At 73.4% G+C, this 12,667-nt stretch carries 8 protein-coding genes; 4 read left to right on the top strand and 4 right to left on the bottom strand.

Annotation, left to right across the window (positions count from 1 at the left end; translation table 11 throughout):
• The first annotated feature begins 134 nt into the window (after positions 1 to 134).
• The 3 genes from SCA03_RS30835 (at position 135) to cimA (ending at position 5,224) form a co-directional block, all read left to right on the top strand.
• Positions 135 to 1,241 carry a branched-chain amino acid aminotransferase gene (locus tag SCA03_RS30835; protein ID WP_030884414.1) on the top strand — a complete coding sequence of 369 codons (1,107 nt, stop codon included), beginning with the start codon at positions 135 to 137 and terminating at the stop codon, positions 1,239 to 1,241.
• Positions 1,242 to 1,502: 261 nt separating this feature from the next.
• Positions 1,503 to 3,128 (top strand): alkaline phosphatase D family protein, encoded by a 1,626-nt coding sequence (locus tag SCA03_RS30830; protein WP_086813877.1) that lies wholly within the window; start codon positions 1,503 to 1,505, stop codon positions 3,126 to 3,128.
• Between the two features lie 467 nt (positions 3,129 to 3,595).
• Positions 3,596 to 5,224 carry a citramalate synthase gene (cimA, locus tag SCA03_RS30820; protein WP_030884408.1) on the top strand — a complete coding sequence of 543 codons (1,629 nt, stop codon included), beginning with the start codon at positions 3,596 to 3,598 and terminating at the stop codon, positions 5,222 to 5,224.
• Between the two features lie 36 nt (positions 5,225 to 5,260).
• Here cimA and SCA03_RS30815 read toward each other — a convergent pair whose 3' ends face one another.
• From SCA03_RS30815 to ureA, 4 genes are all read right to left on the bottom strand, one after another.
• A complete protein-coding gene (locus SCA03_RS30815) occupies positions 5,261 to 5,893 on the bottom strand; it encodes a TetR/AcrR family transcriptional regulator (RefSeq protein ID WP_230989019.1) in 633 nt (210 codons plus the stop codon).
• An 87-nt stretch (positions 5,894 to 5,980) separates the two neighbouring features.
• Positions 5,981 to 7,012: an agmatine deiminase family protein gene (locus tag SCA03_RS30810; RefSeq protein ID WP_086813875.1), complete on the bottom strand. Its 1,032-nt coding sequence runs from the start codon at positions 7,010 to 7,012 to the stop codon at positions 5,981 to 5,983.
• Positions 7,013 to 7,095: 83 nt separating this feature from the next.
• On the bottom strand, positions 7,096 to 8,790 hold the full coding sequence (locus SCA03_RS30805; RefSeq protein ID WP_086813873.1) for an urease subunit alpha: 1,695 nt from the start codon (positions 8,788 to 8,790) through the stop codon (positions 7,096 to 7,098).
• Entirely contained in the window at positions 8,787 to 9,704 is a 918-nt protein-coding gene (gene ureA / locus SCA03_RS30800; protein ID WP_086813871.1) for an urease subunit gamma, read from the bottom strand. The genes SCA03_RS30805 and ureA overlap by 4 nt, the downstream gene beginning before the upstream one ends.
• A gap of 460 nt (positions 9,705 to 10,164) precedes the next feature.
• On the opposite strand from ureA, the gene SCA03_RS30795 reads away from it, so the two are divergent.
• Positions 10,165 to 12,645, top strand: a complete 2,481-nt coding sequence (locus SCA03_RS30795; protein ID WP_141275778.1) for a polysaccharide lyase 8 family protein — start codon at positions 10,165 to 10,167, stop codon at positions 12,643 to 12,645.
• Positions 12,646 to 12,667: the final 22 nt, after the last annotated feature.

The following is a 12,667-nucleotide window of genomic DNA, read 5'->3' as shown; positions in this document are numbered from 1 at the left end:
TCCGTATGCCACCCCACGCGCGATAATCGAACGTGGGGCCGCATCATCAGTAAAAGCTCGGACGTCCTAGCACCGGGGGAGCTGTGAGGCGCCGGGGCGCGGTCCGACACGACACAAGCGAAGGACGCGCATCCATGACGACGCCCCGTATCGAGTTCGAACTCAAGCCCTCCTCCCAGCCGCTGCCGGCGGCCGAGCGGGAGGCGGTGCTGGCCGACCCCGGCTTCGGCCGTTACTTCACCGACCACATGGTCACGGTCAAGTGGACCGAGGGGCGCGGCTGGCACGACGCGCAGTTGCAGCCGTACGCGCCGCTGTCCCTGGACCCGGCGAACATGACCCTGCACTATGCGCAGTCGATCTTCGAGGGCCTCAAGGCGTACCGGCAGCCGGACGGTTCGGTCGCGGTCTTCCGCCCGGACGCCAACGCCCGCCGCTTCCAGCGCAGCGCCCGGCGGCTGGCCATGCCCGAGCTGCCCGTCGAGACCTTCATCGAGGCGTGCGATCTGCTGGTGCGCCAGGACAAGGAGTGGGTCCCGAGCGAGGGCGAGGCGTCGCTGTATCTGCGGCCGTTCATGATCGCGAGCGAGGTCGGGCTGGGGGTCAAGCCGGCCAACGAGTACACGTTCATGGTGATCGCCTCGCCGGCCGGCTCCTACTTCTCCGGCGGGGTGCAGCCCGTCTCGGTGTGGCTGTCCGAGGAGTACGTGCGCGCGGCGCCCGGCGGCACCGGCGAGGCCAAGTGCGCGGGCAACTACGCCGCGTCGTTGGTCGCCCAGGCCGAGGCCGCCCGGCACGGCTGCGACCAGGTCGTGTGGCTGGACGCGCTGGAGCGCCGCTACATCGAGGAGATGGGCGGGATGAACCTCTACTTCGTGGAGGGCGGCGGCGCCGACGCGACGATCGTCACGCCCGAGCTGACCGGCACCCTGCTGCCCGGCATCACCCGTGACTCGCTGCTCACCCTCGCCCGGGACCTGGGTTACCGGACGCAGGAGCGGCGGATCTCCACCGACGAGTGGCGCGAGGGCAACGCCGACGGCTCGATCAGCGAGGTCTTCGCCTGCGGCACCGCGGCCGTGATCACGCCCGTCGGCGAGGCGAAGTCCGCCCGGGGCGGCTGGACCGTCGGGGACGGCACGGCCGGGGAGATCACCATGAGGCTGCGGGAGGCCCTGCTGGCCGTTCAGACCGGTCAGGCGGAGGACGTCCACGGCTGGATGCACGAGCTGGGCGCCTGAGCGCGCGCCGTCCGGATCCCGGCGCCCCGTCCCGCGGGGCCGCCGGGATTCGTGCGTTCCAGCGGGCCGTTCGCCTCCGGGCGCGTGCCTGCGCGACGGACGGGCGCGCGGTGCGCACGGTGGACGGACCGGAAAGCCCGAAACCGAGCCTACGTACATGTACCTGACATGTGAGGGACGCGCTTCCGTGGCCGTGGGGATCCTCGGCGGCGCTGTGCTGAGCGGTGTCATCGACCGTCTCCCGGAGGGCCGACCACCACGATGCCGCATCAGGAGAGCCAGCAGGAGATCCGCCGAGCCGCGGCGGCACTGGACCGCCGCCGCTTCCTGACCACGACCGGCGCCGCCCTCGCGCTCGCCTTCACGACCGATCTGCCCGGCAGCGCGCACGCCGCCGAAGCCGACGCGCGGACGGTGCTCAAGGCGGACCCCTTCACCCTCGGCGTCGCCTCCGGCGACCCGCTGCCCGGCTCCGTCGTCCTGTGGACCCGGCTGGCGCCGAAGCCGTACGAGAGCGGCAGCGGACTGCCGAACGCCCGGATCGCCGTCGAGTGGGAGATCGCCCGGGACGCGCGCTTCCGCCGCGTCGTCCGGCGCGGGAGGACCACGGCGCACCCGGAGTTCGACCACAGCGTGCACGTGGAGGCCGGCGGTCTCGCGCCCGGCAGCGTGTACCACTACCGCTTCCGCGCCGGCGGCCACACCAGCCCCGCCGGGCGCACCCGTACCGCGCCCGAGGCCGGGGCCCGCCTCGACCTGCTGCGGCTGGCCGCCGTCTCCTGCCAGGCGTACCACGACGGTTACTACACGGCGCACCGGCACCTGGCCGAGGAGGACGTCGATCTCGTCTTCCACCTCGGCGACTACCTCTACGAGTACGCGGTCGACGCACACGGCGGCGCCCGCAAGTACACCGACCGCACGCTGCCGGAGATCTTCAACCGCGAGACGACGACGCTGGAGGACTACCGGCTGCGGTACGCGCTCTACAAGTCCGATCCGGACCTGCGCGCCGCACACGCCGCGCACCCCTTCCTCGTCACCTGGGACGACCACGAGACCGAGAACAACTACGCGGACGACACCCCCGAGGACGGCGGCCCCGCCGAGGAGTTCCTGGTGCGCCGGGCCGCCGCCTACCGCGCGTACTGGGAGAACCAGCCGCTGCGCCGCCCCCAGCGGCCCCGGGGCCCGGACATGCAGCTCTACCGGAGGCTGCGGTTCGGCACCCTCGCGCAGTTCGACATCCTCGACACCCGTCAGTACCGCTCGGACCAGGCGTACGGCGACGGCGCGCACCACCCGGGCCCGGAGTCCGAGGACCCGAAGCGCACCATGACCGGGGCGGCGCAGGAGCGCTGGCTCATCGACGGCTGGCGCACCTCGCGGACGCTGTGGAACGTGGTCCCGCAGCAGGTGACCTTCAGCGAGCGGCGGACCGACAGCACGCCCGCGTACAAGGTGAGCATGGACGCCTGGGACGGCTATCCGGCCTCCCGGGAGCGGCTGCTGGCGGGCGCGGAGTCGGCCGGGGTGCGGAACCTGATGGTGCTCACCGGCGATGTCCACAAGCACTACGCGTACGACATCAAGCGGGACTTCGGGGATCAGAAGTCGCGGACGATGGGCACCGAGATCGTCGCCACCTCGATCACCAGTGGCAAGGACGGCCAGGACAAGCCGGCCGACTGGGACAGCTACATGGGCGCGAACCCGCACATGAAGTTCTACAACGGCCGCCGCGGTTATGTGACCGTGCGGCTGACCCGGCAGCGCGCGCACATCGACTTCCGTGCGGTCTCCGCCGTGACGACGCCGGGTGCGCCGGTGCACACGGCTGCGTCGTTCGTCACAGAGGTCGGGGACCAGGGGCTCAAGAAGGGCTGAACGCCGGGCTTCCGGGGCGTGGGACGCGTTCCGGGACGCCTTCCGCATCGTGAGACGCCGGGGGTGCGGGGGCGATTCTGTGCAAGACTGCCTCTGTGCCCTCGTTCGTCATGATTATTGGCAGCAGGCGCGCCGGTCCGCAGTGACCGTCCCCGCGGAACGATCCCCGCGGCGGCGGCCACCGTGCCCCAGACCCGCGCGCAGACCTCTCGCACCCGCGAGGGGTCTTTTCGTTTTCCGGCCCACCACGGCAGGAAGGCGAGGGCGCACGGGAGGACGGGGCAAGTGGAGCCAGCTAATCCGGACCACTCATCCGTACAGGAGTCACAGCAGCCATGACCACGGACAACCCGGCCGGCACCGGCCCCTCGTCGGCCCCGTCGACACCGTCGGACTCGTCGGCCCCGTCGGCCCCGTCGGCTTTCTCGGCCCCGTCCGTCCCGGGCGGTGCCCACGCAACCTCCCCGGTGCCGGGCGCACCCGCCGGCGGCCTCCCGGACGACGCGTTCCACATCTTCGACACCACGCTGCGCGACGGTGCGCAGCGCGAGGGCATCAACCTCACCGTCGCCGACAAGCTCACCCTCGCCCGGCACCTGGACGACTACGGCGTCGGCTTCATCGAGGGCGGCTGGCCGGGGGCGAACCCGCGCGACACCGAGTTCTTCGCCCGCGCCCCGCAGGAGATCGACTTCAAGAACGCGCAGTTGGTCGCGTTCGGCTCCACCCGCAGGGCAGGGGTGCCGGCCGCGATCGACCCGCAGGTCAAAGGACTGCTGGAGTCCGGCGCCCCGGTGGTCACCCTGGTCGCCAAGGCGCACGACCGGCACGTCGAGCTGGCGCTGCGCACCACGCTGGAGGAGAACCTCGCGATGATCGCGGACACCGTCTCCCATCTGCGGGAGCACGGGCGCCGGGTCTTCGTCGACTGCGAGCACTTCTTCGACGGCTACCAGGCCAACCCCGGCTACGCGAAACAGGTCGTGCGCACCGCGTACGAGGCCGGCGCCGACGTCGTCGTGCTGTGCGACACCAACGGCGGCATGATCCCCGCCCGGATCCAGGCCGTCGTGCGCACCGTCGCCGCCGACACCGGCGCCCGGCTCGGCATCCACGCGCAGGACGACACCGGGTGCGCCGTCGCCAACACGCTCGCGGCCGTGGACGGCGGTGCCACCCATGTCCAGTGCACGGCCAACGGCTACGGGGAGCGGGTCGGCAACGCCAACCTCTTCCCCGTCGTCGCCGCGCTGGAACTCAAGTACGGCAAGCGTGTGCTGCCCGAGGGCGCCCTCGCCGAGACGACGCGGATCTCGCACGCGATCGCCGAGGTGGTCAACCTCACGCCCTCCACGCACCAGCCCTACGTCGGCACCTCGGCGTTCGCACACAAGGGCGGGCTCCACGCCTCCGCGATCAAGGTCGACCCGGATCTCTACCAGCACATCGCGCCCGAACTCGTCGGCAACACCATGCGGATGCTCGTCTCCGACATGGCGGGCCGCGCCTCCGTCGAGCTGAAGGGCAAGGAGCTGGGCTACGACCTGAGCGGTGACCGGGCGCTCGTCGGCCGGGTCGTCGAACGCGTCAAGGAGCAGGAACTCAAGGGCTACACCTACGAGGCCGCCGACGCCTCCTTCGAGCTGCTGCTGCGCGACGCGGTGCAGGGCGGGGTCGCGGGGGCCGCGCCCCGGTACTTCCGGCTGGAGTCCTGGCGCGCCATCGTCGAGCAGCGGCCGGACGGCGCCCAGGTCAACGAGGCCACCGTGAAGCTGTGGACGAAGGGGGAGCGCGTCGTCGCCACCGGCGAGGGCAACGGCCCGGTCGACGCGCTGGACCGGGCGCTGCGCGCCGGGCTGGAGCGCATCCACCCCGAGCTGGCCCGGCTCGCGCTGGTCGACTACAAGGTCCGCATCCTGGAGGGCGCGCACGGCACGTCCTCGACGACACGGGTGCTGATCTCCATGAGCGACGGCCGCACCGAGTGGACCACCGTCGGCGTCGGCGACAACGTCATCGCCGCCTCCTGGCAGGCCCTGGACGACGGCTACACCTACGGCCTGCTGCGCGCGGGCGTGGAGCCGCGCGCGGAGTGAGCGGAGCCCCGGCCGCTCCGCACCGAGGGGCCGGGGTCAGCCCCCGTCCGGCGCCAGGGCGGCGTCGAAGTGGTCCCGGACATGGCCGAGGACGTCCGCACGCCGGACGCCCGGCAGCCCCACCACCAGATGGGTGCCGAAGCCGTCCAGCAGCGCACGGGTGCGGGTGGCGAGGCGTTCGGCGTCCACCGCGCGGAACTCGCCCCCCGCCGCGCCCTCCACCAGCAGCGCCACCAGGTCCCGGTGCCAGGCCAGCTCCAGCTCCAGCTGGCGGGCGCGCACCGCGTCGTCCGCCGACTGCGAGCGGTTCCACACCTCCAGCCACAGCGCCCAGTGCGGATCGCGGTGGCCCTGCGGCAGATAGAGGTCGACGAGCAGATCGAGACGCTCGCGCACCGGGACGCGGCGGGCCAGCGCCGCCCTACGCTCGGCGCCCAGCTGCTCCTCGCTCCACTGGAGCGTCTGGAGCAGCAGCTCGTCCTTGGACGGGAAGTAGTAGACGAGATGGCCGCTGCTCATGCCGACCTGCCGGCCGAGCGCGGCCATCGTCAGCCGCTCCAGGCCGTGTTCGGCGATCATGGCCATCGCGGTGGCCAGCAGCTGCTCCCGGGGCAGCGCCGTACGCCGCTGTCTGCCACCGCCTGCCGGGCGTGCCGGGCGTGCCGCCACCGCAGTTCTCCTTCCGCACCGGTGCCCGCGCAGGTCGTGCGGGCGGGCACCAGCGTAGGGGGCGCCCCGCCGGGGGCCCGCGGGGACCTAGAGGGCCGGCTGCTGCTGGGTGATGCAGTGGATGCCGCCGCCCGCGGCGAAGATCTCGCGGGCGTCGACGAGCGTGACGGTGCGCTCCGGCAGCAGCCGGCGGAAGATCCCCGCGGCCTGTTCGTCGCGCGGGTCGCCGAAGCCGCACAGCACCACGCCGCCGTTGCACAGATAGTGGTTGACGTAGCTGTAGTCGACGGGCTCGCCCCCGGCGGTCGCGGTCGCCGTCGGCGCGGGCAGTTCGACGACCTCCAGCGCCCGGCCGCGGGCGTCGGTGGCGCCGCGCAGCAGCGCGAGGGTCTCCCGGGTCACCTCGTGGTCGGGGTGCGCCGGATCGGGCTGGCTGTGCGCGACGACGACGCCGGGGCGGACGAAGGCGGCCACCAGGTCGACGTGGCCGCGGGTGCCGAACCGCCCGTAGTCGGCGCTCAGTCCGTGCGGGAGCCAGATCGCCTTGCGGGTGCCGAGCCGCGCGTGGATCTCGGCCTCGACCTCGGCGCGCGTCCAGCCGGGGTTGCGGCCCGGGTCCCGCTGCACCGTCTCGGTGAGCAGCACCGTGCCCTCGCCGTCGACGTGGATCCCGCCGCCCTCGTTGACCAGCGCGGAGGCCGCCGCCTCGGCCCCGGCGGCCCGGGCGACGAAACCGCCGACGCGGGCGTCGTGCTCCCAGCGGGCCCAGGACTGGCCGCCCCAGCCGTTGAACGTCCAGTCGACAGCGCCGAGCCGGCCCCCGTCGTGGACGAAGGTCGGTCCGATGTCGCGCATCCAGGCGTCGTCCAGCGGCTGTTCGACCAGTTCGACGTCCTCGCCGAGCAGCTGCCGCGCGCCCGGCCCGTCCCCGGGGCCGACGACCATCGTCACCGGCTCGAACCGGCGCACGGCGTGCGCCACCCGCGCCCAGGCGGCGCGTGCCGTGGCGAGTTCGTCCGCGTCGCCGAACGTGGGGTTGGCCGAGGGCCAGGCCATCCAGGTACGGGTGTGCCGTGCCCACTCGGGCGGCATGTACGGGCCGGCGGGACGTGTGGTCATGGTGCGGTGTTCCTCGCTCGTGCGGTGGGGTGGCGGTCGGTGTTCACCGGAAGCGGTCGGTCTTCACTCGAAGCGGTCGGTGTTCACAGGAAGTAGAGGCGGTTGAGGGCGACCTGCTCGGCCGGTGCGCTGCGCAGCGGATCGCCGTCGAGCGTGACCAGCCCGGTCCGCTCGTCGACGAGGACCTCGCCCAGCCGGTTGTTGCGCACCAGATCGGCCGGCCCGATGCCGCGGGTGCCCCGGACGGCGACCCGGCGCCGCCGCGTCGGCAGCGTGTCGCCGCCCTGTTCGGCGGCGGCACGCGAGACGAAGGCCACGGACAGCTCGGCCGGCGCGGCGCCGTGCGCGCCGAACTGCGGCCCGAGCACGAGCGGTTCGCTGGTGTCGGTCGCCGCGTTCGGGTCGCCGGTCACGCCGTAGGCGGGGAAGCCGGACTTGAGGACGAGCTGCGGCTTGGCACCGAAGTACGCCGGGTGCCACAGCACGATGTCGGCCATCTTGCCCGGCTCGATGGAGCCGATCTCGTGTGCGAGCCCATGTGCTATGGCCGGGTTGAGGGTGAGCTTGGCGAGGTAGCGCAGCACGCGTGCGTTGTCGTCTCCGGAGCCGGACGAGCCCTGTGGCGGCCCGAGTTCGGCCTTGAGCTTCGCCGCCATCTGGAACGTCCTGCGCACCGTCTCGCCCGCGCGGCCCATGCCCTGCGCGTCGGAGGAGGTGATACCGATCGCGCCGAGATCGTGCAGCACGTCCTCGGCGCCCATGGTGCCCGCGCGGATGCGGTCGCGTGCCAGGGCGGCGTCGCCCGGCAGATCCGTCTTGAGGTCGTGGACGGAGACGATCATCCCGTAGTGCTCGGCGACGGCGTCCCGGCCGAACGGCAGGGTGGGGTTGGTGGAGGAGCCGATGACGTTCGGCACCCCCGCCATGCGCAGCACATTGGGCACATGGCCGCCGCCGCAGCCCTCGATGTGGAAGGCGTGGATGGTGCGGCCGTCGAGCACGGCCAGGGTGTCCTCCACGGCGAGGCACTCGTTGAGGCCGTCGCTGTGCAGCGCCACCTGCACATCGTGCTCCTCGGCCACCCGCAGCGCGGTGTCCAGGGCCCGCCGGTGCGCGCCCATGTCCTCGTGCACCTTGAAGCCGCACGCCCCGCCCTCGGCCAGCGCCTCGGTCAGCGGGGCCGGGTGGGAGGACGAACCCCGGCCGAGGAAGCCGATGTTGACCGGCCAGGCGTCGAACGCGGAGAAGGCGTGGCCCAGCGCCCAGGGCGAGTTGACGCCCACACCCCAGACCGGCCCGAACTCCTGGCCGATGATCGTGGTCACGCCGCCGGCCAGCGAAGCCTCCATGATGCGCGGCGAGAGCAGATGGACGTGGGTGTCCACGGCGCCGGCGGTCGCGATCAGGCCCTCGCCGGAGACGATCGACGTCCCGGTGCCGACGACGACGTCCACGCCGTCCATGGTGTCCGGGTTGCCGGCCCGGCCCACCGCGTGGATCCGGCCCTCGCGGATACCGACGGACACCTTCCGGATGCCCAGCACCGCGTCGATCACCAGCACGTTGCTGATGACGACGTCGCAGGTGTCCCGGACGGCCGCGGCCTTCAGATGCAGCCCGTCGCGGGCGGTCTTGCCGAAGCCGGCCAGGAACTCCTCGCCCGGCTGCTGTGCGTCGGACTCGACCCGGACCGTCAGCCCCGAGTCGCCCAGCCGTACCCGGTCGCCGGCCCGCGGCCCGTGCACGGCCGCGAACTCCTGCGGGTCCACGTTCCTCACCGGGACTCCTTCCCGGGCGCGGGCGAGGAACCGCGCGCCCCTTCTTCGCCTCCTGCCGCCGGGCCGGAGACACCGTCCGCCGCAGCCGGATCCGGGGCGGCGTCCGCCGACGCCGGGGCGCCGTCCGCCTCCCGGGCACCATCCGTCTCCGGGGCGCCGTCCGCCTCCGGGGGGACGGCGCCGAGATAGCCGCAGGCCGCGGCCCGCCGCAGCGCCTCCGCGCGGGCCCCGGGCGCGTCCAGCGGCCCGTCGACCAGCCCGGCGAAGCCGATCGCGATCCGCGCGCCGCCGATCGGCACCAGTCCCACCTCCGCCTCCTCGCCGGGATCGAAGCGCACGGAGGAACCGGCCGGCACGGCCGGACGCATGCCGTACCCGGCGGCCCGGTCGAAGTCGAGACGCGGATTGGCCTCGAAGAAGTGGAAGTGGGAGGTGACGCTGACCGGGACGGTGGCGGTGTTGCGCACCCGCACGGTGACCTCCGGCTCGGGCAGGGCGTACTGCGCGGCCACCGCGGCGGCGTCGGCGGCGGGCAGCACGGCGCCCGGCCCGGGCTCCCGCTCCTGCTCCTGTTCCGGCTTCCGCCCCGTGCCGTCGTCCGGGCCGCCCGCCCGCGCGATCGGGTCGGTGACGACGGCCAGCCGGGAGCCGTCCTCGAAGACGGCCTCGACCTGCACCTCGCCCACCACGTCGGCGACCCCGGGCAGCACCTCGTCCGGGCCCAGCACGCGGCGCCCCGCCTCGATCGCCTCCGCGAGCCGCGCGCCGTCCCGGGCCGCCTCGCACACGGCGTCGGCGATCAGCGCCGTCGCCTCGGGGACGTTGAGCCGCAGCCCGCGCGCCCTGCGGGCCCGCGCCAGCTCGGCCACGCCGAAGATCAGCAGTCTGTCCCGCTCGGTCGGGTTGAGCCGCACCCCTTCCACCTCCTGCCTGGTCCTGACCGCCCAGGATTTAGAGCGCCGCTCAAATAGTCAAGCCCAGCTTCTAGGGCCTGCCGTGTGGCCTGTCGGCGCACCCTCGGTGGAGCGGTTGTCGAGTGTTGCTCGAATTCCGGGGCCGATGGGCCCGCGCCCGGTGGCCGCTCTCCGGTGCCCGCCCCTCGCGTCGGTCTGCGTGCGGCGCCCCCGGCTACGGACCGGACGAGGTGGCCGAGCCGGGAGGGAAGCAACCGGGCCCGGAAAGGGTGATTCCGGGCCGGGGGAAGGCGGTTGCGCTCCGCCGGCACAGCGGAGCCGTACCCGGGAAAAGAAAGCGCTTGAGCGTGCTGATCCATTGCCGTGCCCCGGGGGCCGTGCTAGACCGGCGGGCAACTCGCAGGGAGAACCGCCCCGTTCGTACGAAGCCGTGTGCGTCGAAAGCGTCCGTAAGCATCGAATGCGTCGAAAGCAGGGCCCCACCGTGCACTCACGCCCCCACTGGTCCCGAAGAGCCCTCCTCGCCTCCGCGACAGCAAGCGCTGTCACCGCGACAACCCTGGGCGCCGGTGTCCCCGGCGCCCACGCCGCCCCGTCGGCCGCTCCCCGGCCCGCGGGGTCCGCGCAGCCCGCCGCCGACGATTTCGCCGCGCTGCGCCGCCGCTGGCTCGATCTGATGCTCGGCACGGACTACGACCCCACCGCCGAGCCGTACGCCGCACGCCTCGCCGAACTCGGTGACGAGGCACGGCGGTTGCGCGAAGAGCTGGCGCCCGCCGACGACGCGCTCTTCCCCGGCATCCCCTTCGAACCGTCCACCGGCATCACCCAGTCCTACGAGAGGCTGGCCACCATGGCGCGGGCCTGGGCCCAGCCGGGTACCGGCCTGACCGGGGACGACGGGCTGCTGGAGGCGCTCGTCGGCGGGCTGCGGCATGTGCACGAGAAGGTCTACAACCCCTCGACCACCCGCTACGGCAACTGGTGGGACTGGCAGATCGGCAGCCCCCGCGCGCTCACCGACACCCTCACCGTCCTCCACGACGCGGTGTCCGCCGCCGACCGGGACGCCTACCTCGCCGCCGTCGACCACTTCCTGCCCGAATCCGTCTTCGACGAGTACACCGGCACCTCCACCGGCGCCAACCGCGTCGACTTCTGCCGCGTCCACGCCGTACGCGGCATCCTCGGCGAGGACCCCGACAAGATCGCGCTGGCCGCCGCCTCCCTCTCGCCCGTCTTCCCGTACGTCACCGAGGGGGACGGGCTCTACGCCGACGGCTCGTTCATCCAGCACACCTGGATCGCCTACTCCGGCACCTACGGCTATGTGCTCCTCGACGGGCTGGGCCGGCTCTTCGCCCTGCTGGACGGCACGAGCTGGGAGGTCACCGACCCCAACCGGCGGATCGTGCACGACAGCGTGGAGAAGGCGTACGCACCGCTCATCCACGACGGGCTGATGATGGACAGCGTCAGCGGCCGGGCCATCTCCCGCGGGCTGCTCAAGGAGGACACCCGCGGCATCCAGCAGAGCGACCACACCCGTGGCCACGAACTGGCCGCCGCCATCGCGGTGCTGGCACAGAGCGCGAGCGCGCAGGAACGCGCCCGCTGGCACGGCATGGTGCGCGGCTGGATCGAACGGGGCACCGGGGGCGACGGGTTCCCGGCGCTGCTCACCGATCCCGGGTTCGACGTCGCCGACCTCGCCCGGCTGCACGCCGTCGCCGAGGGCCCCGAACCGCCCGCGGCCGAACCCGTCGGCAGCACGCTCTTCCCCGCCATGGCGCGCGCGGTCCACCGCGGGCGCGGCTGGTGCGCCGGTCTCTCGCTGGCCTCCGAGCGGATCGCCTACTACGAGTGCGGCAACGGCGAGAACCCGCGCGGCTGGCACACCGGAGACGGAATGCTCTACTGGTGGGGGCCCGACGGCACGCTCGGCCAGTACGCGGACGCCTTCTGGCCCACCGTCGACTGGCGCCGGCTGCCCGGCACCACCGTCTCCACCAAGAAGCTGGCCGAGGGCACCGGCGGGGAGTGGGGCGAGGCCCGGCCGGACACCCGCTGGGTCGGAGGCGTCACCGACGGCGAGTTCGCCGCGGTCGGTCACCATCTGCGGGGCCTGGAGAGCACGTTGACCGCCCGCCAGTCCTGGCTCTGCCTCGCGGACACCGTCGTCTGCCTCGGCGCCGGGATCAGCTGCACGGACGGCGTGCCCGTCGAAACGGTCTTCGACAACAGGAACCTGGGGGAGCGCGGTACGCAGGCGCTCACCGTCGACGGCGAGCGGGCGGTCGGCGAGCCGGGCCGGAAGCAGGAGTTCCGCCGGGCGCACTGGGCCCATCTGGAGGGCCACGGCGGCTGGGTGTGGCCCGGCGGCACCCGGCTGACCGCGCTGCGCGAGGAGCGCACCGGCTCCTGGTCGGACATCAACACCCGCAGCGTGGACAAGGAGTTCACCCGCCGCTACGTCACCCTGTGGCAGGACCACGGCACCGATCCCTCCGACGCCGGGTACGCCTATCTGCTGATGCCCGGTGCCGACCGGCGGCGGCTCGCGGCCCGCGCCGCCGACCGGCACTGGCTGTCCGTCGACGCCAACACCGCGGCCCAGCAGGCGGTGACGGTGCGCTCGCTGGGGACCACCGCGGTCACCTTCTGGACCGCCGGCGCCGTCGCCACCGGTGCCGGGCACCTCGCCGCCACCGCCCCCGCCGCCGTCCTGCTGCGCCGTGGCGGACGCCGGGCGAAGCTGTGTGTGAGCGAGCCCGTACGCTCGGGCAAGGAGTTCGAGCTGACCTGGGCGCGGCCCGGCGTCCGGGTGGAGTCGGCCGACGACGGCATCGAGGTGCTCGACGGCCCGGGCGGCGCCCTGCGGCTGCGGATCACTCCCGGCACGGCCGGTGCCACGCTCACCTGTTCCCTGCGGCTGCGCTGAGCCCGCGGCACCGGCGGGCCGC

It is taken from the genome of Streptomyces cacaoi (assembly GCF_006539165.1).
GTDB classification, from domain to species: Bacteria; Actinomycetota; Actinomycetes; order Streptomycetales; family Streptomycetaceae; genus Streptomyces; species Streptomyces cacaoi.
This window is presented reverse-complemented; position numbering and strand designations above follow the sequence as displayed.

What these genes read in the sequence shown, in the direction of transcription:
- SCA03_RS30830 (WP_086813877.1), top strand. Translation starts at nt 1,503, where the DNA reads ATGCCGCATCAGGAGAGCCAGCAGGAGATCCGCCGAGCCGCGGCGGCA.
- SCA03_RS30810 (WP_086813875.1), bottom strand. Translation starts at nt 7,012, where the DNA reads ATGACCACACGTCCCGCCGGCCCGTACATGCCGCCCGAGTGGGCACGG.
- SCA03_RS30835 (WP_030884414.1), top strand. Translation starts at nt 135, where the DNA reads ATGACGACGCCCCGTATCGAGTTCGAACTCAAGCCCTCCTCCCAGCCG.
- SCA03_RS30795 (WP_141275778.1), top strand. Translation starts at nt 10,165, where the DNA reads ATGCGTCGAAAGCAGGGCCCCACCGTGCACTCACGCCCCCACTGGTCC.